A 21,666-nucleotide genomic window follows, 5' to 3' on the forward strand; every position below is an offset into this window, starting at 1 on the left:
GCAGGAATCGTGTTGTGCCATGCTCATGCGCGTGCGTTCCATATGTCTGTTGACCGGCCGGATTCGTCGGCGTCTGCATGTGCTGGACTGGCTGGCCGGCGGGGTGCTGGCGCTGGGACTGCTGCTGTTGGCCTGCGGGCTGCTGCCGGCGCACGCGGCCGGCAGCGCGATGCAGCGCATAGCTCCGCTGCTGGCGTTCCTGGGCACGGTGATCGTGCTGGCGGAGCTGACGACCGCCGCCGAGGTGTTCGACGTGGTGGCGGCGCGGGTGGCACGGGCCGGGCGGGGCAGTTACGCCCGGTTGTTCGTCTTGTGCGTGGTTTTCGCCTCGGTCACGACCATCACGCTGAACCTGGACACGACGGCCGTGCTGCTGACGCCGGTGATGCTGGCCCTGGCGGTACGGGTGGGGATCGCCGCGGTGCCGCTGGCGATGACGACGGTGTGGCTGGCGAACACGGCGAGCCTGTTGCTGCCGGTGTCCAACCTGACGAACCTGCTGGCCGCCGACCGCGTGGCGCTCTCGCCCACGGGCCTGGCGGCGCGGATGTGGGCGTCCCAACTGGCCTCGGTGCTGGTGACGATGGGGTGCCTGTGGCTGTTCTACTGGCGGCGCGGCCGGCGCGGCGCCGACGTCTACGTACCGCCCGTGGCGCCCCGGCCACGGGATCCGGTGCTGTTCCGGGTGTGCGCCCTGGCGTGTACGGGGTTCCTGCTGGCGATCCTCGTCGACGCGGTCGCGCTGTGGGTGGCCTCGGCGGCCGCGACCGCGCTGGCCGTGGTGGCGTTCGCGGTGCGGCGGCGGTCGGTGCTGCGGCTGTCGCTGGTGCCCTGGCGGCTGCTGGTGCTGGTGCCGGGGCTGTTCCTGGTGGTGGAGACGGTCAACGTGCACGGTCTGCACGAGCTGCTGGCGCGTGCGGTGGGGACGGACGGCGGGACGGCGGGGGCGTTCCGGGCCGCGGCGGTCGGGGGCGGGCTGGCCAACGTGCTGAACAACCTGCCGGTGTACCTGGCCGGTGAGGCGGCGGTTCCGCTGGGCAACCATCAGCAGCTGCTGGCGCTGCTGATCGGCACGAACGTGGGCTCGGTGATCACGCCGTGGGCGTCGCTGGCGACCCTGCTGTGGTTCGAGCGCTGTCACGCGCAGGGCGTCCGCGTGTCCCTGGGGCGGTTCATGGCGACGGGCGCGGTGCTGGCCGCGGGGGCGCTGGCGGCGTCCGTGGCGGCTCTGGTCGCGACCGGCGCCGCATAGGGGGCGCCCTGTAAGGGCGCGAGGAACTGCGCGACAAGCCACGACGCGTCCGCAGTCGGAGTGCGGCGCTTCGCCCGGGCCCCGCGGTGGCGCGTCGGCTGCGGGCCGTCGGTGGCCGGTCGCGCCCGCGCGGCGGCAGCCGCAGATCGGCACTGCCCCGCGTCCCTTGAGGGGGCGCTGCTCACGTCACGAGCGGGTGTTCGCCGTCCTGGCGTGTGCCACCAGCTCCAGCAGGTAGGGGATGTCCTCGGAGCGGCCGGCGACGAAGCTGCGGTCGGTGTCGGGGCCGTTCATCCCGCCGCGGAACGCGCCCCCGTCCAGGGACCGGATGACCAGCCCGGCCTCGGTCGCCAGCAGCGCGCCCGCCGGCAGGTCGATGGCCTCGGCGCGGTAGCCGACGAAGCCGTCGATGTCCCCGCGGGCCAGCATGGCCCACGCCAGCAGGGGCGCCCACAGCTGCAGTACGCGCCGGCAGCGCGCCTCCAGCGTCTCCTTGAGCGCCCCGGCCACCGGGTCGCAGCGGCCCACGGCGTGCCCCTGGGTCCAGGCGAGCAGCGGCCCGACGGGCGACAGCGGTCGGCAAGGGCCGGTGAGCCGGCCCTGCGGGCCGAAGGCGCCGCCGCCGGCCGAGGCCGTCCACGTCCGGTCGGTCACCGGGTCGTGCACCACGCCGACGACCGGCGAGCCGCCGACGCACAGGGCGATGCCCACAGCGTAGGCGGGCAGGCCGATGACGACGTTGTTGCTGCCGTCCAGCGGGTCCACCAGCCAGGTGCGCGCGCCGCCGGCCGGTGCCCCGGCACCCTGGGCGGGGACGACACCGGCCTCCTCCGCCAGGATCCGGTCGGCGGGGAAGCGCTCCTTGATGCGGCGCACGACCAGGCGCTCCGCGAGCAGGTCGAGGTCGGTGACCACGTCGCCGTCCGCGCCCTTGGCCCGGACGCCGTAGTGGCTGTGGAAGCGCGAGCGCAGCAGCGCCCCGGCCTCGTGGGCCGCGGAGACGGCCACCTCGTGCTCGGCCGCGAACCGCCCCCCGGCTCCGGGCGGTGTCGGGTCATCCGCCGTGGTGTCCATGGATCCTCCTCAGGACGGTGCGGGCCGTCCGGGCGGTCGTGGCGGCGTCGCATGTCTGTCGTACCACCCGGTGGGTCGTGCCATGCACCGGACCGACGGTCAGGTCGGCTCCGCCCGGGCGGGTGCGCCCGAGCAGGAGGGTGGCCGCGCGGGTGCCGTCGGGCACGACGGTCGCGTGGAACTGGCCCGCCGCCAGCCGGTAGACCTCGCCGGCGGTGCTGGTCTCCTGCGGGTCGCTCGTGCACCGCACCAGGCGCGTGGTCGGCCGGATCTCGTCCACGGCCGGGGTGTCGTTCCACGCCGGTGCCCCGACGGCGGCGGGGGCGGTGCTGTGCACCTCGTACAGGCGGTGGGTGGGATCGTGCGCGTCCTCGCGCACCAGGGCCCGTACGTTGCCCACCTCGCCGTAGAGCACGCAGCTGGCCAGGTCCCAGCTGTGCGCGTGGACGGGCGAGGTGGTCAGGGCCGGGGCCGCGCGGCGGGCGTCGTCGTCGAAGACGTGCACGCACACGCCGCGGTCCGCCTCCCGCTCGACGGGCAGGCACAGGAAGCCGAGCGGGTGCCGCACGGCGCGCAGGGTGCGCCGCCCGGCGGCTATCTCGGTCAGGGCGAGGGCCGCGGCCTCGTACAGCTCGCCGGCGGCGGCCGGGCCGGCGGCCATGGCATGGGCGATCCGCCGGTAGTCCACGGGGCTGCGCACGGGGGAGCTCACCTCCGGTAGGGATTCTCCGCGTGCAGTGCTTTGTCGATGATGTCGCCGACGTCGCGGTCGGTGAAGGCGGACGGGAGCGGCAGGCCCAACTGCTCGAAGAGCCGCACGGTCTCGTCGACCGTCGGCTCGTCGCTCAGCGGCAGCGTGCGGTTGAGCTGGAGCATGTGGGCCTGTTCGCGGCTCTGGTGGAGCTCGGTGACGTAGTAGTCGTACAGCGGCCGGTCCCGCTCGACCAGCAGGTTGACGCGTCGCGGGTCGTCCTGCGTGATGATCAGGCAGGTGGAGGACAGGTCGAAGCGCAGGGTGGGCACGGTGGAGGAGAGGTAGACCTCGATCTCCAGGGTGTCCAGGCGCTGGCGGTGCCAGCAGGCGGCCAGCACGGTGGCGTAGGACTCCTTGCGGGTGCGCTCGGTGGTCCAGGACCCGCCGGGCACGGTGTGCAGGCGGTGGGAGAAGGTCTGCCGGAAGCGGGCGTAGGCCGCGCACGCCTGCTCGTCGGCGGGGTTGACGATGTCGATCTTCACGGTGAAGGAACGCCGCTGCGGGCGGGCGATCTCCACGCACTCCGGCAGCGTCACGGCCCGCAGGTAGGTGCCCGTGCCGCCCTTGAAGACCCAGCGGTCGGTGCTGCGGCGCGCCCGGTCCAGGGCCGACTCCAGCTCGGCGCCGGAGAGCGAGCGCACCATGGTGAGGTCCTCGAGCGCGTGCCGCGTGCCGTCCATGGCGGAGCGGATGTCGGCGACCCGGCGGCGCCGCTCGGTCAGCGTGCCGAGCACGAGTGCCGCCAGCACCAGCAAGGTGGCGCCCGAGGTGACGTTGTCGTCGAAGTTGTTGCCGAAGATGTCCAGCGTGCCGATGGTCACGGCCGCGGCCAGTGCCACGACGCCGTCGAGATTCCTGATGGTCCAGGCGACGGCATGCTCGATGCCGCGCCCCAGGTTTGCGCCTCCGCGCGCCATGTGCCCCAGCCTCTCCCCCGGTTACGTCAATCGTAGGAGCGACAAGCGGCGGGCGGCCAGAATGAATGTGCGGCAAAGTACGTTCCGCGCCAGCTGCCGGGAGGGGGTGAGGGCTCCTCAGCGCGGCGGCGCCCAGGAGGGGCCACGGCCCGTCAGGGCGAGGAGCCGGTCCAGCGGCGGGGCGTCGGCGGGCACCTCGACGGGCGGTGCGAACAGGCCCGGTGCGGGGCGGGAGGCGACCGCGAGGGCGAATTGCATGCAGGCCTCGATCTCCCAGGGCTCGCACGCGTACGGCGCTCCGATACTGCGGGCGACGTCCCAGCCGTGGACGACCAGTTCGTCCAGCGCCACCCGGGCGGCCAGCGGGGCGGGCAGGTCGACGCCGCCGGCGCGCGTGGTGCCCTGCCAGGCGGCGGGTGTACGCCAGGCCTGCGCGAGGTCCGCCAGCCGGGCGGGGATCCGGGTGCGCCAGTCCTCGCCGAGGCGGGAGGCGTCGCCGGCGGGGGGCGGGGAGGCGTCCTGCCGGAGCGCCTCCTTGGTGGCGGCGGCGGTGAAGCCGGCGGCGAGGCCGCCGATGTGCTCGATCAGGTCCCCGAGCCGGTAGCCGGCGCAGGGGGTGGCCGCCGTCAGCAGGTCGTCGGTGACGGCCGTGAGCAGGCCGGCCGTCCGGCGGGCCGCGGGCCCGAGGTCGAACTCCACGCCGGCCGTCATGGGCGCTCCACCCGCAGGGTGCCCGGCCAGCCGTCGCGGTCGAGGATGCGGTAGAGCTCCTTGATGTCGGCCGGGCTCAGTTTCACGCAGCCGTGGGAGGTGTAGTCGGCCGGCCCGTCCCAGCGCTGGTTCTCCGCGCGGCCCCGGCCGCCGGTGCGGGTCATCTCGCTGTGGACGAACAGCTGGCTGCGCACGGTGCCGTCGTGGCAGCGCTTGCTGCCGAGCTCGATGGCGTAGCCCTTGACGAGGCTGCCGTCGTAGGCGGTGTGGTGCGCGCCCAGGACGTACGTGCCGTCGGGCAGCCATCCCTGGCCGCGGGCGCAGTCGTCGGGGACGACGCCGGAGCCGGCGCGGAAGACGGCGACCTCCCGCCCGTGGCGGACGACGGCGAGGCGCGAGTCGTCCGGGGTGTCCTTGGTGAACCGCAGGAAGTCGGAGCCGGCCGGGGCGGGCTCCGCCCGCCCGGCGGGCCCGAGGGCGAACAGGGCGAGGGCGGCACAGGCGACGGCGGCGCGGCGGCCCGGACTGGGTGCGATACGGAACATGGCGATGCGGCCGAGGCTAGCAACGCCGTCGCCGCCCGGCCGGATTGCCCCGGCCCCGGTCACCCGATCGTGGGCCCGTCCCTGGGGCGAAGATCACAGGCCCTGGGCGCTGTGCGGGCCGCGGCGCTGAGTACGGTGAGCCCGTGCCCAAGCAGACCCTTGCCACCTCCCTGGCCGCCTGGCGGCGCCGGACGGCCTCCGCGGCCGTCCACCGCGCCGCGCGGTGGATCCGCGAGGCCGGGGCGGTGACCGCCGCGCGCCCCGGCCCGTACCGCTTCCGCCGTCTGGGGGCCGGCACCCGGCTGGCGTTCCCGCAGGGCACCGTCTTCGGCGAGGGCTGGATCGAGGTGGGCGAGCACTGCATCATCGCCCAGGACGTGACCTTGACCGCCGGCATGATGCCCGGCCTGGACCTCGGCCCGGACACCCTGGTGCGCCTGGGCAACGGGGTCGTCCTGGGGCGCGGCAGCCATGTGATAGCCGATGCGCCGCTGACGATCGGCGACGACTGCTTCTTCGGCCCGGGCGTGTACGTCACCACCACCAACCACAGTTACGACGATCCCGAGGTGCCGGTGGGCAAGCAGTGGCCCCGCCGGGAGGCGGTGGAGATCGGCCCGGGCAGCTGGATCGGCACGGGAGCGGTGATCCTGCCCGGCGCCCGGCTCGGCCGCAACGTGGTGGTCGCCGCGGGCTCGGTCGTCCGGGGCACGGTGCCCGACCATGCGGTGGTGGCCGGGGCCCCGGCGCGCGTGGTGCGCACCTGGGACGCACACAACGGCTGGCAGCCGCCGCTGCGCACTCCCCCGCCGGTGCCGGTGCCCGAGGGCGTCACGGCCGAGCAGCTGATGGCGCTGGCCCGGCTGGAGGAAGGCGAGGAGCCGGCCTGACGCCTCACCAGGCGACGGGCAGCGCCTCGGGGCCGCGGTTGATGGAGCCCTGCCGCCAGCGCATGTCCTTCTCCTCCACCGCCAGCCGCAGCCGGGGGAAGCGGGCCAGCAGGGTGGAGAGCATCACCTCCGCCTCCATCCGGGTCAGCAGCGCGCCGACGCAGTAGTGGGCGCCGTGGCCGAAGGAGAGGTTGGGGGCCTCGTCGCGGCCGAGGTCGAGCCGGTCGGGCTCGGTGAAGACCGAGGAGTCCCGGTTGGCCGCCAGGTAGGAGACGTAGACGACCTCGCCGCCGCGGATGGTGGTGCCGGCGACCTGGAGGTCCTCGGTGGCGATGCGCGGCAGTCCGACGCCGTTGCGGTGGGGGATGTAGCGCAGCAACTCCTCCACGGCCTGCGGGAGCAGGTCGGGTTCGGCCCGTAGCCGGGCCAGCTGCTCGGGGTGGGTGAGCAGGGCGTAGACCATGTTGGAGACCTGGTTGCGCACGGCGTCCATGCCGTTGAGCACGAGCATGACGGCCAGGGAGATCAGCTCGGGCTGGCTGAGCTCGCCCTGCTCGTGGGCCTCGACCAGCGCGCTGAACAGGTCGTCGCCGCCGTGCTCGGCCCGGTGCCGGGCGAGGTCGCGGAAGTAGCCGGCGATCTCGCGTTTGACCGCGTCGCTCTGCTCCTGCGAGTGGTTGCTGGAGAGGATGACCGAGCGCCAGCCCTGGAGCCGGTCGATGTCGCGGGTGGGCACGCCGAGCAGGTCGCCGATCAGCTGGGCGGGCAGCGGCCCGGTGAGGCACTCGGTGAGGTCGGCCGGGGGCCCGTGCTGCTCCATGCGGTCGATCATCCGGTCGGCGAGCTCCTGGGCCCGCGGCCGCAGGCCGGCGACGCGCTTGCGGCCGAAGGTCTGGGCCACCAGCCGGCGCAGGCGGGTGTGGTCGGGCGGGTCGGTGCGCCCGATGCCGCCGGCGGGCGCCACGACGTGCGGGGTCATGCTGGTGACGGGGCGGTCGACCGTCAGAGCCCGGCTGAGCGAGGGCGCGGAGGCGACGGTCTTGACGTCCTCGTACCGGGTGACCAGCCAGGCGTCCCCCTCGCCGAAGCGCATCCGCACCCGCGCGATGGGCTCCTCGCGCAGCAGGCGGTGCAGGAAGGGGTCGAACTGCAGGCCGGGCAGGGGGTCCACGGCCCAGTCGTGGACGACGGCGCCGGGCTGCCGGGCGGGGCAGGTGCCCCCGGTGGAGGACGGGTCGGGAAGAGAAGTGGTCATGCCGTCGCTCCCTCGTCTGGCACTCCCGTGCGCCCGGCCAGCCGGCCGGGGCAGCACGGGTGGGGATCCCCTGCAAGGGTGCTGTTCCCGCTCATTGCGGGAGCATTCACCACAATCGCGAATACCCCCGGATTGCACCCGCAGGTGTGAGCCCCCGTGCCGCCCGGCCGTGGCCGGCGACGGGCCTGCATTCTTCGGGTCGGGCCTGCTTCTGTTCGGGTCAGACCTGCTTCTTGAGGACCTCCATCAGGCTGGAGAAGCTGTTGTCGGCGAAGCCCGCGGCCATGCCGCGGCGGAAGACGTCCTGGACGCCCTTGAGGAGGGTGACGTCGACGCCGGCGTCCTCGGCGGTGTGCAGGACGTGGTCGACGCTGGCGGCGCCCATGGCCAGCCGGTCGACGTCGCCGGGGTAGTCGGCGGCGTCCGCGTGCATGGCGTACAGCTGGAAGAAGTGCGGCATCATCGTCGCCATGCCGGACAGGTGCGGCAGCAGTTCGGCGGCCTTGACGCCATTGGCGGAGCCGACGGCGAGCGCCTGGTAGAAGCTCAGCATCGTGGTCCAGAACACGGTCATCTGGGCCTGGTAGTACAGGGCGGCCAGGCCCGGGTCCTCGCCGTGGTAGTCGGCGGCGGTGAGCACTTCGAGGGTCGCGCGGTGCTTCTCGAACACCTCGCGCGGGCCGCTGTAGTGGGTGACCGCACCCTCCTTGCCGATCATGGGCGGCGGCACCTGCACGCCGCCGGTGAGGTGGACGGCGCCGTGGGAGGCGGCCCACTCCGCCGCGGCGCGGGCCCGGTCGGGGGTGTCGGAGCTGAGGTTGGCCAGGACCCGGCCCGCGAGCGCGGCGGGCGCCTGCGCGAGGACGGCGTCGACCGCGTCGTAGTCGGTCAGGCTCAGGATCACCAGCTCGTTGGCGGCGAGGGCCGCCTCCACCGTGGCGGCTTCCTCAGCCCCCTTGGCCACGAGGTCGCCCGCCTTGCCGGGCGTGCGGTTCCACAGGGTCACACGGTGGCCGGCGTCCAGGAAGGCGCCCACCATCGCCCGGCCCATCGGTCCCAGTCCGACGACGGTCACAGCCTGCTTGCTCAACGTCTCTCCTCGGGCAACAGGAACGGCCGCACAGGCCGCCCTAGAACGAACGCTCTACTTAGTGATCAACGTAGCACAGAAACTGGAACGAACGCTCTATCCGATAGAGTTCGGCCATGCACACCACCAAGGCGGCACAGCAGGCGACGGGCACGGCGGACGCCGCCGTCGGCACGCGCGAGCGGATCGTGAGGGCGGCGGCCCGGCTGCTGCAGCGTCAGGGCTACGAGGGCACCGGCATCAAGCAGATCGCCGGCGAGGCCGGGGCGACCCTCGGCTCGGTCTACCACTTCTTCCCCGGGGGCAAGCAGGAGCTGGCGGTCGCCGCCATCCGGCACGGCGAGGGCGAGTTCGCCGACATGCTCACCACCGCGCTGTCCGGCACCGAGGACCCCGCCGCCGCGATCGAGGACTGCACCCGGCTGCTGGCCACCGCCCTGCGCGCGTCCGACTGGACCGAGGGCTGCCCCGTCGCCGCCACGGCACTGGAGACCGTCGGGCGGGCCCCGGCCATCCAGCGGGCCTGTGCCGAGGCCATCGGGCACTGGACGGACCTGGTCGCGGCCAAGCTGTGCGACGGCGGGCTCGACCGGGACCCCGCGCACGAGCTGGCGGGCGCCGTCATCAGCACGCTCGAAGGCGCGGAGCTGACGGCGCAGGTGCTCAGGAGCGAGGAGCCGCTGCTGTCGGCGGGCCGTCACCTCGCCCGGCTGGTACGCACGTACGTCTAGCCCGTCCGGCGGATCTTCGTCGCGGGGCACCACGGCACCCTGCCTGCGGGCGCGTCGTGGCTCGTCGCGCCCGCGCGGCGGCAGCCGCAGATCGACACCGCCCCGCGCCCCTTACGGGGCGCCGTGGGCTGGTGCAGTGCCCCGTCAGGGGCGCCGTGCGCTGGACCTCCCGCACGGGCCCGGCCAGACTCGGCCCATGCTGTGGACCGACATCGAGAAGATCGCGGCCGGACTGGCCGAGAAGCACCCGCAGGCGAGGCCGCTGGCCGTCGGCCTCGCCGACATCCGCGAGCGGACCGCCGGGCTGGACGGCTTCGCCGACGACCCCACGCGCTGCAACGCGCGGATCCTGGAGTCGATCCAGCTCGCCTGGGACGACAGAACCGCCTGAAGGCGACGCCCCCGACGCCCCGTCAGCCGGCACCCAGGAGGTGCCGGGCGGCCCGGAGCCCGGAGAGCAGGGCCCCGTGGACGGTGCTGCTGTGCTCGGCGCTGGTCGCCTCGCCCGCGAAGTACAGCCGGTCGCCGACCGGCGCCGCCAGCGCCTCGTGGTCCCCGGGCCGGAACCCGGCGGCCGGGAAGGAGTACGCGCCCCGGGCGTAGGGGTCGGCGGCCCAGCGGGTGACGCGGTGCGCGACCGGCTCGGGCACGGCCGCTCCGTACAGGCCGCGCAGGGCCGCGAGCGCCTCGCGCACCACCGCCGCGTCGCCGTGCGCCTCCAGCCGGCGCGCCACCGGCCCGCCGGCCAGCGCCACCAGCACCGGCGCGCCCAGCACGCGGTGGAGGTTGAACCAGTTGGCGAACGCCCCCTGCGCGCCGCCGCCCTGCCGGCGGATGAGGTCCGCGTCGTCCCAGAAGACGTGCGGGAAGCGGAGGTAGACCTTGTCGTACGTGCCCATGCCCAGGCGCCGCACGGCCTGCTGCTTGGCCTCGGGCAGGGCGGGCGCGAAGGTGACGTCGCCCGCCTTCAGCACGCCGAGCGGCAGGGTGAGCAGCACCCGGCGGGCACGGAAGGCGCCGTGGTCGCGGGTGCGGACGACCACGCCGTCCGCGCCGCCGTGGTCGACGTGGGTGACGACGTGGCCGAGCCGTACGTCCAGGCCCTCGGCCAGGTGGTCCGTCAGCTGCCCGTAGCCGCGGGGGAAGACCACTTCGGCGCCCTCGTGGTCCTCGCCGAGGGCGAGGGCGGCGAGGGCCAGTTCGTCGGCGCCCGCTCCCCAGTCGTCCTCGGCCATGCGGCCGAAGGCCTCGCGCACCGCCGCGGCGCGCGCTCCGGCGAGACCGAGGGCGGGCAGGACCTCCTCCAGCCCGTCGGCCAGCGACCGGTCGGCGGGCGCCTTCCCGGCGAGGGCGTACAGGGCCCGGCCGGCGCGGCGCACGTCGTCCTGCAGCCGCCGGGCCTCGTCACCGGCGGCGCGGTGGCCGGCGGCCGTGTAGACGACGGTGCCCTCGCCGGTGGCGTAGTCCAGGGTGCCGACGTCGTAGACGACCGTCGCGGCACCGGCCTCGGCGGCCAGGGCCGTGACCGGGTTGCCGCTCACGCCGTGGATCCAGGAGGCTCCCAGGTCGATGCGCAGGCCCTGCCACTCCTGCGTCCACAGCCGTCCACCGGTGCGCGTGCGCGCTTCGAGGACGGTCACCGCCCGCCCCGCGCGCCGCAGTTCCCGGGCCGCGGACAGCCCGGCCGCTCCCGCTCCGATGACGAGCGTGTCGGTGGTCTCGGCAGGGCGGGGGCCACTGCGGGGCATCGGGGCACTCCTCGGGTCACGGATCCTGGCCGTACGACAGCCGCACGACAGTCGTACGACCGTACGACGACCGCCGTTTCAGCAGGCGCCCGGCCCCACGGCCCGCGCCTGGCGGCGCAGCCGGCCGGGGGTGGTGTCCAGGCGTTCGCGCAGCAGCGTGGTGAGGGTGGTGGCGTTCTCGTAGCCCACCCGGCGGGCCACCTCCTCCACGGGCAGGCGGGTGGTGCGCAGCAGGTGGGCGGCCTCGTCCAGGCGGATGCGCTGGGTCAGGCGCAGGGGGGCGACGCCCAGGGTGCGGTCGACGGCGCGCTGCAGGGAGCGTTCGCTGGTGCCCAGGGCCCGGGCGGCGTCGGCGATGCGCACGGGTTGCTGGAGGTGCTCGCGCACCCAGTGGGCGAAGGCGGCCACCGTGGGGTCGCTGCGGGCGAGGTGGCCGGGCAGGGCGTAGCCGGCCTGGGTGGAGCGGTGGTCGGCGAGGAGGTAGCGGGCCGTCAGGGCGGCGAGGGCCGGGCACACCTGGCGGACGAGGGCCAGGGCGAGGTCGAGGTGGGCGGTGCCGGCGCCGGCGGTGGTGACGCCGGGGGCGTGGACGAGCAGGCGGTCGTCGTCCAGGGCCACGAGCGGGTAACGGCGGCGGAACCAGGGGGCGAGCCACCAGCTGGTGGTGGCGGGCAGGCCGGTGAGCACGCCGCTCTCGGCGGCCAGGAAGGTGCCGGTGCAGGCCGCGGCCAGGGGAACGCCGCGGGCGTGCGCCTCGCGCAGGAGGGTGTACGCGGGTTCGCGCTCGGGTGATTGCAGCCACTGGAGCAGGGGGTCGGCCCGGCGGTGGCCGATGCCGGGCACGACGACGACGCCGGGGGGATCGGCGTCGCCGGGGGCGACGGTCTCGACGAGGTGGCCCGCGGCGGTGCGGGCCGGGCCGCCGGGCCCGACGCGGGTCACCCGCCACGGGGGCGGGGGCTGCGGCAGCTCGTGCCGCAGGTCGTTCGCGGTGTGCAGGACGTCGAGGACCGAGGCGAGCCCGGTGTCGAACGTGCCGTCAGCGACCAGCACCCAGGTCTCCATGAGCGCACACGGTAGGCGACCTTCCGCCCGGGCCACGGGGACGCTCCGACAAGTGGCCCATCAGTTGATCGCATCGGCGGCCGAACAGACGAATCCGCTCACGCGGGGAGCGCAGCGCGCCGGGGCGCCGCCATCCCCGCCACAATTTTGACGCGCCCCTGTCAATCCACTCCCTTCCGTGGCACCCTTCCTGACGCACCGTCGAATCCGCACCACTCGTCTGCCCGGACCCCCTTGCCGGCGGTCCGGCCCCCCACGGCCGCGCCGCGCGGCGTGCGCGGCCCCTCGGCAGAAGGAGTACGCGTGAGACGTCCCTACGCCACCTGCGCCGGCACCCTGCTGGCCGCGGGCGTCCTGCTCACCGCCGGCGTCCAGGCCACCCCGGCCGGCGCCGCCGCCGGCAGCGCACCGGCCACCGTGCACCCCGCGGCGGCCACGACGGCCGCCCAGCAGCGGGTCGCCGACTTCTGGACCGCCGAGCGGATGCGCTCGGCCACCCCCCTCGACGTGACGGGCACCGCGCGCACCGCACCGGCGCTGCCCACGTCCACGAGCCCCGTGACGAGCATCCCGGCCACCGCGCCGGCCGTGCGCACGGTCGCGCAGATACGGACCAACCCCCAGGCCGGCGGTCCGTGGACCGGCGGCGGCGCCGTGACGAAGACCTCGGGCCGGGTGTTCTTCACCTTCCAGAACCGCACCGCCTCCTGCTCCGGCGACGCCATCACCAGTGGGAACGGCAGCACCGTGATCACCGCCGGGCACTGCGTGAAGTACCAGGGCGCCTGGCACACCGACTGGGTCTTCGTGCCCGGCTACCACGACGGGCAGGCACCCTACGGCAAGTGGGCGGCGACCAGGACCGCCTCCACCCCGCAGTGGGTGGCGAGCGAGGAGATGAACTACGACGTCGGCACGGCCGTCGTCGCACCGCTCGACGGCAAGCGGCTCACCGACGTCGTCGGCGCCCAGGGCGTGCAGTTCAACGGCGCCTACAACACCACCATGTACGCCTTCGGGTTCCCCGCGGCGTCCCCGTACGACGGCACGAAGCTCATCTACTGCAGCGGGACGTCCTCGAAGGACTTCCTGCTCACCAAGGACCACGGCCTGGGCTGCAACATGACCGGCGGCTCCAGCGGCGGCCCGTGGTTCGCGTCGTTCGACGAGTCCACCGGGACCGGCCTGCAGGCGTCGGTCAACAGCTTCGGCTACACCTTCTGGCCGAACCGGATGTTCGGCCCGTACTTCGGCGACGAGATCAAGAACCTCTACGACCAGGTGCAGAACAGCTGAGCCAGGCGGTGTGCCGGCCCCGGGCCAGTGCCCGGGGCCGGCACCCGCGCGCGGCGGGTCAGCCCTTGACGGCCCGCAGGACGACGAACTTCGGGTTGCTCGCGACGACCTCGCAATTGCCGAAGAGCCGGCGCAGCCGCACGTGGTAGCCCAGGTGCCGGTTGCCGACGACCCACAGCTCGCCGCCCGGGCGCAGCGCGCTGCGGGCGCCGGCGAACATGCGCCGTGCGGTGGTGTCGGTGGTGGCCTGGTGGGAGTGGAAGGGCGGGTTGTTCAGCACGAGGTCCACCGAGCCGGCCGGCACGTCCGCCATGCCGTCGGCGACGTGGAACTCGCCGGTGGCCGATGCGGGGGCGTTGGCGCGGAAGGTGGCCTCGGCCGAGGCCACCGCCTGGTGCGACTCGTCGAGGAAGACGACGTGGGAGGCGGGGTTGGCCAGGGCCGCGGCGGTGCCGACCACGCCGTTGCCGCAGCCGAGGTCGACCACGCGCTCGGCGCCGGTGCGCCGCGGCAGGTGCTCCAGCAGGAAGCGGGTGCCGATGTCCAGGTGCTCGGCGCAGAAGACGCCCGCGTGGTTGGTGACCGCCATGCCGGAGGCCGCGCCGAGACCGCCGGGCAGGGTGTAGCGGTGCGGCCAGGGGTTGGCCGGGCGCACCCGCTCCGGGTCGGGCGTGGCGAAGATCAGCCGGGATTTCTTGACGGCGAGCGAGGTGCGGGTCGGGCCGACGAGCCGTTCGAACAGCTGCAGCGTCGAGGTGTGGATCTCGGTGACCCGGCCGGTGCCGACGACGACGCTGCCGGCGTGCAGGGCGGGGGCGAGGCGGTGCAGCTGGTCCTCCAGGAGGGCCAGGCTCTTGGGCACCCGGACGAGCAGCACGTCGATCCGGTCGGGCGGGACGTCCCGGGTGGACAGCAGGCGCACCGCGCCGGCGTCGACGCCGTTGCGGGCGAGGTTGCGGCGGGTGGCCTGCTGGCCGAGGTGGGAGTCGCTGATCTGGACGGGCCGGTGGGCGGCCAGCGCGGTGGCCAGGGCGCCCCAGCGGTCGCCCAGCACCACGACGGTGCCCGACAGGTCCACCGGCTCGCCGTCGCCGGCTCCCTGCAGGTGGCCGAGCAGGTACTCGTCGGCCGCGTCCCAGGCGCGCAGGGTGTCGCGGGGGTCCTCGGGGAAGCGGGCGAGCTCGTACTGGCCCTGTGACGTGGTCAAACGGTTCATCGTGCCCTCAGGCTAGCCGAGGCGGCGCCCGGCGCGGGCCGGCGCCTGCCGCTCAGCAGGTGGGCACGGCCGGCAGCGGGCCGCCGCCCGCGTGGAGGGCCTCGGCCGCGAGGTAGCCGCCGTAGGCCGGCAGGTAGGCCCACCAGGTGGCCGCCGTCGTGCCCGGCGGCTGTTCGCGCCGCTGGCAGCCGACCAGGACCTCGGCCCCTGCGGGCAGGGCGGCGAGGACGGCGGAGCGGGCGGTCGGGCCGGTGCGCACGGGCGCGCGCGGGCCGCGGGTGCCCAGCCAGGTGCCGGCGAGACGGGTGGCGCCGGGCAGGTGCAGGCCGCGGGTGATGCGGCCGAGGGCGGTGCAGGCGGCGCCGTAGGGCGTGCCCGGCGGGTGGAGGGTGAGCACGGCGGCGACGGCGCGGTCGCCGGGGCCGACGGTGCCGGTGGTGTGCAGGGCGGGGCGGTGCAGGTCGAGGCCGGCGGTCGGGCCGGTGGGCGGGCGGCGGGGCCGCGGGGGTGCGGGGAAGCCGGACCAGCCCTGCTTGACGGCCCAGGGGCGGTCGAAGACGGCGGCCAGGCCGAAGTTCTGGTCGTAGCCGTCGGTGCCGCAGCGCGTGGCCCGGCGCAGGGCGCCCATGACCACGGTGCGGACGGGGGCGGGTGCCTCGTCGAGCAGGTACCGGTAGATGCGGACGGTGTCCTGCGCGGACAGGGCGGTGTAGCCCCAGAAGCCGGGGTGGCTGTCGGGCGGGGGCGCGGTGTCGGCGAGGCCGAGCCGGTCGGCCATGCGCCGCACGATGCGGCCCTGGCCGCAGAGGTCCCAGAAGTGGCCGGCGGCGCCGTCGTCGCTGCTGCGCAGCATGACCTCCAGGCGGGCGCGGTCCTCCTCGTCCACGGTGTACGCGGGGCCGCGCTCCCACAGCAGGTCCAGGGCGATGAGGAGCTTGACCACGGAGGCGGAGCGGAACGGGGTGCGGGCGTGGAGCAGTTCGGTGAACGTCCCGGTGCGCCGGTCGAGGACGGCGACGGCCACGGTGGTCCCGGCCGGTACCCCCGGCGCCACCGGGCGGGCGGGTGGGAAGCGGTTGGGCACTGCGCTCTCCTTGCGACGTGGGGTGCGGCGAAGGCGCCGGCCGGGATGGTGCTCGGACGGTGTTCGGATCGTGCGGGGTGCGGGCGCCGGCGGTCACCGGTGTTCGTCCGTCGTCGAAACCGGACGGGGCGCCGCCGTACACAGCGCATGGCACCATGGGCCCGACGGCGTTACACGGGAGGGGAGTTGTGGTGAGCGGTCTGAGCAAGGGCATCGCGCGCGTGGAGGTGGCGCTGCGGTGGGACCCGAGCCCGCTGGGCACTGCGGCGCACGATCTGGACCTGATCGCGGGAACGTTCACCGCGGACGATCCGTACGGCGATCCGGCCTATCTGGTGCACTTCGACAGCCGTTCGCCCGACGGCACCATCGCGCTCGACCGGGACAGCACGGACGGCCGGGGCCTGGGCGACGACGAGGTGATGACGCTGGAGCTGGACCGGCTGGCGCCGCGGTACGTGCGCGTGGTGGTGGGCGTGATGATCCAGCAGAGCGCCGGGCGGCTGACGTTCGGGGAGGTGGCGGGCACCGGGGTGCGGGTGCGCGAGGGGTATGCGCAGCTCGCCTCCGACGACCTGTCCACGGTGGCCGGTGCGACGGCGGCGGTCGTCGCGGAGTTCGCCCGGGACGCGGCGGGCAACTGGGTGTTCCGGCCGGGGGTGCGCGGCTTCGACGCCGACCCGGCCACGTTCGCCAGGATCCTGGGCACGCGCCCGGGACAGTAGGCCCGCGGGGCCGTCGGGCGGCTCCGCCGTGCCGCCGGGGCGCGGTGGGGGGACACTGGGGGCGGGAGGTGCCCATGGCGCGACGCAGCGGTGCGCAGGACGGGGAGGCGTACGACGCCTCGCCGTTCGTCCCCGAGGGCGCCGACCTGGGCGCCCTGCGCAAGGCCGCGGGCGGCTGCCGGGGCTGTCCGCTCTACCGGGACGCGACGGGCACGGTCTTCGGCGAGGGCGAGCCCTCGGCCCGGCTGGTCCTGGTCGGCGAGCAGCCCGGGGACCAGGAGGACCGGCAGGGCAGGCCCTTCGTGGGACCGGCCGGCGGGGTGCTCGGGCGGGCGGTGCAGGAGGCGGGGATCGACCCCGCGGAGGCGTACGTCACCAACGCCGTCAAGCACTTCAAGTTCCAGCAGGCGGAACGGGGCAAGCGGCGCATCCACAAGACGCCCGGCCTGCGGGAGATCGGCGCGTGCCGGCCCTGGCTCAGGGCGGAGCTGCAGCTGATCGACCCGGAGGTGGTGGTGGCGCTGGGCGCGACGGCCGGCAAGTCGCTGTTCGGCCCGTCGTTCCGGGTGATGGAACAGCGCGGCATCGTGCTGCCCATGCCGGCGCTCGACGGCGAGGAGGGCGGGGAGGGGGCGGGCGTGCTGGTGGCGACGATCCACCCCTCGGCGGTGCTGCGCGCCGACGCCGAGGCGCGGGCCGCGGCGTACGCGGGGCTGGTGGCGGACCTGCGGGTCGCGGCGGGCGTGCTCAACGCTTGAACCGTGCACCACGCATGCTGAACGCTTCGACCCTGCACCACGCCTGCCGAACGCTTCTACCTTGCACCACGCCTGCCGAACGCTTCTACCTTGCACCGCGCCTGCGCGAACTCTTGAATCCTGCACCGCTCATGACAACCCGTCGGTTGTGGTGGCAGGCTCGGCGGTGCCGCGACCATCGCTGCCGAAGGGGGAGTTCCCATGGCTTCGTTCCGTTCGTCCCGCCCGCGCTCCAGACGCCGTCGAGTCCGTGCGGCCGCGTTGACGGCTGCCGCCGCCGCGCTGGTGGCGAGCGCCGTGAGCGCGCCCGCCGAGGCCCGGTCCGCGGCGGGCGTCGCGCGTACGGCCGCCACCGGCTGCGGCACCGGCGTGGGCCGGGTGCCGCTGGAGACCACGCAGGACCCCGCCACCGGCCGCTGGCGGCTCGACGACCCGGTGCGCGGCCACCACCGCACGTACGACCTGCGCGGTGCGACCGGCGGGCCGGGCGTGCTGGTGACGGACGACGACAACAGCTGGTGCGACACGGCCGCGCAGGCCGACGCCGTGGCCGCGCACTACATCAACGCCGTGGTGTGGGACTACTTCCTGACCTCCCACGGCCGCCGCGGCGTGCGCGGCGACGGTACGGGCGGCTGCAGCCAGGTCCACTACGGCAACGCCTACCTCAACGCCTTCTGGGCGGACGATCGCGGCTGCATGGTCTGGGGCTCGGGAGCGAGCCGACCGAACGACCTCTTCCGTATCGAGGTGGGCGCGCACGAGATGACCCACGGCGTCACGGCCGCGACCGCGAACCTGACCTACAGCGGCGAGAGCGGCGCGCTGAACGAGGCGACGAGCGACATCTTCGCCGCGGCCGTGGAGTTCGCGGCGAACAACCCGGCGGACCCGGGCGACTACCTCTTCGGCGAACGCACCGACATCACCGGCGACCACGTCGACCGCCGCATGGACCGGCCCTCCTGGGACGGACGGTCCAAGGACTACTGGTACCCCGGCATCGAGCGGCTCGACGTGCACAGCGCGAGCGGGCCCGCCGACCACTTCTTCTACCTGCTGGCCGAGGGCAGCGGGCGCAAGGTGATCAATGGCGTCGCCTACGACAGCCCCACGTACGACGGGAAGCCGGTCGCCGGCATCGGGCGGGAGGCGGCGGCGCGGATCTGGTACCACGCGCTGACCAACTACATGCGCGCGAACACCACTTATCACGGTGCGCGCGACCTGACGCTGAAAGCGGCCGCGGACCTCTATGGCGCCGGCAGCCCGCAGCACACGGCGGTCGGGGCCGCCTGGACCGCGGTCAACGTCGGCTGATTGATCGGCAGGCCGGGCCGTCCATATAATTGCCCCAGGAAACTATATGGAGCGCGCCGCGCATCACGACCGAAGGAAAGAGCACACCGCATGACCGCCACCCAAGAGGCTTTCCGCAGCTACGTGGAGGAGAACCTCGATGCCCTGAACGACCGCCCCGAGCGCAACGTTTTACTGCATGAGAACCGGTGGATGACCGCCGGCGAGCTGCGCGACCTGGTGTACCGCACCGCCCGCGCCCTGCACCGCAGGGGCATCGGCCGCGGACACACCGTCACGCTGCTCGGCGGCAACCTCCCGGAGATCGTCGCCGCCCGCTACGCCGCGAACCTGCTGGGCAGCCGGGTCAACCACCTGTACAACCGGCTGTCGGCGGAAGCCCAGGCCCTCATCGTGCAGGACGTGGAGACGTACGCTTTCATAGCCGACCCCCGCTGGGCCGAGCGGACCGCCGAGGTGACCGCGCTGGCTCCGGTGGAGCACGTGCTCACCCTCGGCCCCGCGGCCACGGGCGAGGACCTGCTGGCGCTGGCCGCCGGGGAGTCCGCCGAGCCGCTGGCCGGTGCGGCGCGACCCGAGGACATCTGCAGCATCCGGCACACCGGCGGCACCACCGGCCACCCGAAGGGCATCTGCACCACCTTCGGCCAGGTGGCCGGCTACCGGCCGGAACCCGAACCGTACGAGCGCCGGCAGCTGGTGTGCACCACGCTCGCCCACATCGGCGGCCTGTTCACGGACATCACGATCCGGGGCGGCGGCGTCGTCGTGCTGCACGAGGACTTCGACCCGGCCGCGGTGCTGGCGACGGTCGAACGGGAGCGCATCACCGACCTGTTCCTGCTGCCGCCGCTGCTCTACCGCCTCCTGGACCACCCGGACGCCGACCGTACCGACACCTCCAGCCTGCGGTCCCTGACCTACGGCGGCTGCCAGGCCTCCCCCACCCGCATCGCGGACGCCGTCCGGCGCCTGGGCCCGGTGCTCATGCAGTTCTACGGGCAGAGCGAGGTGGGCGGCATCAGCATGCTGATGCCCGATCAGCACGACCCGGACCGCCCCGAGGTGCTGCGCTCGGCCGGCAGGATCCTGCCCGACGTGGAGGTCGCCATCCGCGACGAGGCGGGCAACGACCTGCCCACCGGGCGGCACGGCGAGATATGCGTCCGCTCGCCGCACGTCATGCAGGGCTACTGGAAGCAGCCCGAACTGACCGCCGAGGTGCTGCGCGACGGCTGGCTGCACACCGGTGACGTGGGCTTCGTCGACGAGGAGGGCTACCTCACGGTCGTCGACCGGCTCAAGGACATGATCATCGTGGTGGGCGGGCACGTGTACACCTCGGAGCTCGAGGACCTGCTCAACCGCCACCCCGACGTCCTGCACAGCGCCGTCTTCGGCGTCCGCGACGCGGACCGCATGGAGCAGGTCCACGCCGTGATCGTGCCCCGGCCCGGCGCGGAGCCGGACGAGAAGCAGCTGCGGGCCTACGTGCGCGAGCAGCGCGGCGCCATGTACGAACCGGCGCGCGTCGCCTTCGCCGAGACGCTGCCGCTGACCGAGGCCGGCAAGCCGGACAAGAACAAGCTGCGGGCCCTGGCCGAGCAGCTTCCGGTGGGCTGACTCTGCGTCAGCCCCTCCGAGACGCCCGGCACTCCGCTCGCCCCCGTGGCGGAGTGCCGGGCGTTCGCCTCAGCGCTGCCCCGGCACCGGCACCGGCACGGACGCGTGGACCTGGTGCAGGTGCACGACGACGTCGTAGGCGCTGCCCAGGGCCAGCGAGGAGACCGGGTTGTAGGGATGACGCCCGGGGATGACATACGTCGGCCGGGCGGTGCCCAGCCAGGCGGCCACCGCCGGATCGCGGCGTGCGGCGCGCAGGTCGACGACGAAGTCGCGGTGGCGCACCGCGTCGAGGGTCTCCTCGTTGCTGCCGGGCGCGGCCGGGGACACGCTGAACGTCCCCGCCTCCCCCGATGCCGTCCGTGCCCGGTAGTCGCCGCTGTACACGGTGGTGCCGACGGCCAGGTAGCCGCTGCCGATCAGCTCCCGCAGGTCCGCGCCCATCGTCACGGGGTAGACGCCGGGGAAGGCGGAGTCGTAGGAGATGTGCCCGTCGTGCGCGGAGAGCACCAGACGGTCGCCCATCGTGCGCTGCCACCACACGGCTGTCTCCGCCATGATCCGGTCCCGCTGCCGGTTGGCGGCCGCGACCTGGGCGGGATCGTCGAAGTCGACGGCGAAGGACTCGGCCATCTGCGCGAGGATCCTCGCCTCCTGAAGAACCCACGCATCCCGCTCGGCCGCTTCCTCCAGCAGTCGGTACGCGGCCCGGGCGTCGTCGGCCATCGCCGTGCGCTCGGCCAGCGGCAGGGCACTGTACGCCGCCAGCCGCGCGCCGACCCCGCCGGGCAGGGCCCGCAGCGCGGCGTAGCGCCGGTCAAGCTCCGGCACGAGGGCGGGCGTGTGCTTCCCGGCCCAGGCGAGGATGCGTTCGTACTGCTCGGGGTCGGCGTCGGAGAAGTCCAGGCCCACGATCCGCACCGGCCGGGCGGCGGTGCGGTTGTGCTCGCGCACTCCGGCGAACAGCTGCCGCAACTCCTCGGTGTTCAGCAGGCCGTAGCCGTCCTGGAACTCCTCGCGCATGATCCCGCGCAGGTCGCCCTCGCCGGTGCGCACGTACGTGTCCAGCCGGACGCCCGCGGACCAGCTGATCTCCATGGCGAAGGCGGAGAAGCCCTCGTGCGTCACCAGGCGCCGCAGCAGCCGGTCCTTGACGGTGAAGATCTCCTTCGAGCCGTGCGACGCCTCGCCCAGCCCGACGATCCTCGCCCCCCGGGTCGCCGCGCCGAACGCGGCCAGGTCCGCGTCGGACCCGCCCGGTGCGGTGCTGCGCAACGGGTGCGCGGACCGCTCCAGCCCGGCCACGACGCCCCGGTCGGGGCCCTGCCCGGCCCGCGCGGCGGCCGGCGCCGCCGGGCTCACGGCCGTGGCGGCGGGGATGGCCGGCCCGAGGAGGGAGGCGAGGGCGACGGTGAGGACGGCGGCACGGCGTAAGGTCATGTGTGTCATGCACGCTGTTATACGTGAGGCAGTTGAGGCGTCTGTGACGGGGAGGGACTGCTTGTCCGGCCGTTGGTCCGGCGCGCTCGGAAGCGCCGGGAACGGCCGTCAAGGAAGCGTGGGAACCCGTCATGCCGGGCCTGGACATGCGAGCTCTGCGGGCTGCGGAGCA

General features: G+C 74.4%; 21 protein-coding genes. 9 read left to right on the forward strand and 12 right to left on the reverse strand.

Going from position 1 to position 21,666, the window contains the following annotated elements; genetic code table 11:
- Positions 1–25 precede the first annotated feature (25 nt).
- Complete coding sequence (locus AB0K17_RS08025) at positions 26–1,252, forward strand: SLC13 family permease (RefSeq protein ID WP_365982610.1); 1,227 nt, start codon at positions 26–28, stop codon at positions 1,250–1,252.
- Between the two features lie 186 nt (positions 1,253–1,438).
- On the opposite strand, the gene AB0K17_RS08030 is transcribed toward AB0K17_RS08025, so the two are convergent.
- The 5 genes from AB0K17_RS08030 to AB0K17_RS08050 form a co-directional block, all read right to left on the reverse strand.
- Positions 1,439–2,326, reverse strand: a complete 888-nt coding sequence (locus AB0K17_RS08030) for an inositol monophosphatase (protein ID WP_365982490.1) — start codon at positions 2,324–2,326, stop codon at positions 1,439–1,441.
- Positions 2,307–3,026: a hypothetical protein gene (locus tag AB0K17_RS08035; RefSeq protein WP_365982491.1), complete on the reverse strand. Its 720-nt coding sequence runs from the start codon at positions 3,024–3,026 to the stop codon at positions 2,307–2,309. Before AB0K17_RS08035 ends, AB0K17_RS08030 begins: the two co-directional genes overlap by 20 nt.
- 8 nt (positions 3,027–3,034) lie before the next feature.
- Positions 3,035–3,997, reverse strand: coding sequence for a hypothetical protein (locus tag AB0K17_RS08040; protein WP_365964727.1), 963 nt, complete (start codon positions 3,995–3,997; stop codon positions 3,035–3,037).
- Between the two features lie 117 nt (positions 3,998–4,114).
- Positions 4,115–4,708, reverse strand: a complete 594-nt coding sequence (locus AB0K17_RS08045; RefSeq protein WP_365964728.1) for a TIGR03086 family metal-binding protein — start codon at positions 4,706–4,708, stop codon at positions 4,115–4,117.
- Entirely contained in the window at positions 4,705–5,253 is a 549-nt protein-coding gene (locus AB0K17_RS08050; RefSeq protein WP_365982492.1) for a L,D-transpeptidase, read from the reverse strand. Before AB0K17_RS08050 ends, AB0K17_RS08045 begins: the two co-directional genes overlap by 4 nt.
- A gap of 143 nt (positions 5,254–5,396) precedes the next feature.
- Here AB0K17_RS08050 and AB0K17_RS08055 point away from each other — a divergent pair, with 143 nt between their 5' ends.
- Entirely contained in the window at positions 5,397–6,143 is a 747-nt protein-coding gene (locus AB0K17_RS08055; RefSeq protein ID WP_365982493.1) for an acyltransferase, read from the forward strand.
- Positions 6,144–6,147: 4 nt separating this feature from the next.
- On the opposite strand, the gene AB0K17_RS08060 is transcribed toward AB0K17_RS08055, so the two are convergent.
- Positions 6,148–7,398, reverse strand: coding sequence for a cytochrome P450 (locus AB0K17_RS08060; protein WP_365964731.1), 1,251 nt, complete (start codon positions 7,396–7,398; stop codon positions 6,148–6,150).
- A 220-nt stretch (positions 7,399–7,618) separates the two neighbouring features.
- Positions 7,619–8,488, reverse strand: a complete 870-nt coding sequence (locus tag AB0K17_RS08065; RefSeq protein WP_365982494.1) for an NAD(P)-binding domain-containing protein — start codon at positions 8,486–8,488, stop codon at positions 7,619–7,621.
- Positions 8,489–8,604: 116 nt separating this feature from the next.
- On the opposite strand from AB0K17_RS08065, the gene AB0K17_RS08070 reads away from it, so the two are divergent.
- Both AB0K17_RS08070 and iscX read left to right on the forward strand, forming a co-directional pair.
- On the forward strand, positions 8,605–9,219 hold the full coding sequence (locus tag AB0K17_RS08070; RefSeq protein ID WP_365982495.1) for a TetR/AcrR family transcriptional regulator: 615 nt from the start codon (positions 8,605–8,607) through the stop codon (positions 9,217–9,219).
- Positions 9,220–9,415: 196 nt separating this feature from the next.
- Positions 9,416–9,610, forward strand: coding sequence for a Fe-S cluster assembly protein IscX (gene iscX / locus AB0K17_RS08075; RefSeq protein ID WP_365964734.1), 195 nt, complete (start codon positions 9,416–9,418; stop codon positions 9,608–9,610).
- 22 nt (positions 9,611–9,632) lie between these two features.
- Here the strand turns inward: iscX and AB0K17_RS08080 are convergent, their stop codons facing one another.
- Together AB0K17_RS08080 and AB0K17_RS08085 are read right to left on the reverse strand one after the other, a co-directional pair.
- Positions 9,633–10,967 carry an FAD-dependent oxidoreductase gene (locus tag AB0K17_RS08080; RefSeq protein WP_365982496.1) on the reverse strand — a complete coding sequence of 445 codons (1,335 nt, stop codon included), beginning with the start codon at positions 10,965–10,967 and terminating at the stop codon, positions 9,633–9,635.
- Positions 10,968–11,045: 78 nt separating this feature from the next.
- Positions 11,046–12,032, reverse strand: coding sequence for a helix-turn-helix domain-containing protein (locus tag AB0K17_RS08085; protein WP_365964736.1), 987 nt, complete (start codon positions 12,030–12,032; stop codon positions 11,046–11,048).
- A gap of 303 nt (positions 12,033–12,335) precedes the next feature.
- Between AB0K17_RS08085 and AB0K17_RS08090 the strand changes: the two genes are divergently transcribed.
- Entirely contained in the window at positions 12,336–13,328 is a 993-nt protein-coding gene (locus AB0K17_RS08090) for a peptidase (RefSeq protein ID WP_365982497.1), read from the forward strand.
- A 58-nt stretch (positions 13,329–13,386) separates the two neighbouring features.
- Here the strand turns inward: AB0K17_RS08090 and AB0K17_RS08095 are convergent, their stop codons facing one another.
- Together AB0K17_RS08095 and AB0K17_RS08100 are read right to left on the reverse strand one after the other, a co-directional pair.
- Complete coding sequence (locus tag AB0K17_RS08095; protein WP_365982498.1) at positions 13,387–14,544, reverse strand: methyltransferase; 1,158 nt, start codon at positions 14,542–14,544, stop codon at positions 13,387–13,389.
- A gap of 52 nt (positions 14,545–14,596) precedes the next feature.
- Positions 14,597–15,628 carry a hypothetical protein gene (locus tag AB0K17_RS08100; protein ID WP_365982499.1) on the reverse strand — a complete coding sequence of 344 codons (1,032 nt, stop codon included), beginning with the start codon at positions 15,626–15,628 and terminating at the stop codon, positions 14,597–14,599.
- Between the two features lie 191 nt (positions 15,629–15,819).
- Here AB0K17_RS08100 and AB0K17_RS08105 point away from each other — a divergent pair, with 191 nt between their 5' ends.
- The 4 genes from AB0K17_RS08105 to AB0K17_RS08120 all read left to right on the forward strand — a co-directional run bounded on the left by AB0K17_RS08105 (position 15,820) and on the right by AB0K17_RS08120 (position 20,054).
- Positions 15,820–16,353 carry a TerD family protein gene (locus tag AB0K17_RS08105; RefSeq protein ID WP_365982500.1) on the forward strand — a complete coding sequence of 178 codons (534 nt, stop codon included), beginning with the start codon at positions 15,820–15,822 and terminating at the stop codon, positions 16,351–16,353.
- A 74-nt stretch (positions 16,354–16,427) separates the two neighbouring features.
- Complete coding sequence (locus AB0K17_RS08110) at positions 16,428–17,111, forward strand: UdgX family uracil-DNA binding protein (protein ID WP_365982501.1); 684 nt, start codon at positions 16,428–16,430, stop codon at positions 17,109–17,111.
- 261 nt (positions 17,112–17,372) lie between these two features.
- Positions 17,373–18,431 carry a M4 family metallopeptidase gene (locus AB0K17_RS08115; RefSeq protein ID WP_365982502.1) on the forward strand — a complete coding sequence of 353 codons (1,059 nt, stop codon included), beginning with the start codon at positions 17,373–17,375 and terminating at the stop codon, positions 18,429–18,431.
- A gap of 90 nt (positions 18,432–18,521) precedes the next feature.
- The gene (locus tag AB0K17_RS08120) at positions 18,522–20,054 is read left to right on the forward strand and encodes an AMP-binding protein (protein ID WP_365982503.1); all 1,533 of its coding nucleotides are present in this window, start codon (positions 18,522–18,524) and stop codon (positions 20,052–20,054) included.
- A gap of 69 nt (positions 20,055–20,123) precedes the next feature.
- Here AB0K17_RS08120 and AB0K17_RS08125 read toward each other — a convergent pair whose 3' ends face one another.
- Positions 20,124–21,503 carry an erythromycin esterase family protein gene (locus AB0K17_RS08125; protein ID WP_365982504.1) on the reverse strand — a complete coding sequence of 460 codons (1,380 nt, stop codon included), beginning with the start codon at positions 21,501–21,503 and terminating at the stop codon, positions 20,124–20,126.
- Positions 21,504–21,666: the final 163 nt, after the last annotated feature.

It is taken from the genome of Streptomyces sp. NPDC049585, from assembly GCF_040675615.1.
GTDB lineage: Bacteria > Actinomycetota > Actinomycetes > Streptomycetales > Streptomycetaceae > Streptomyces > Streptomyces luteosporeus.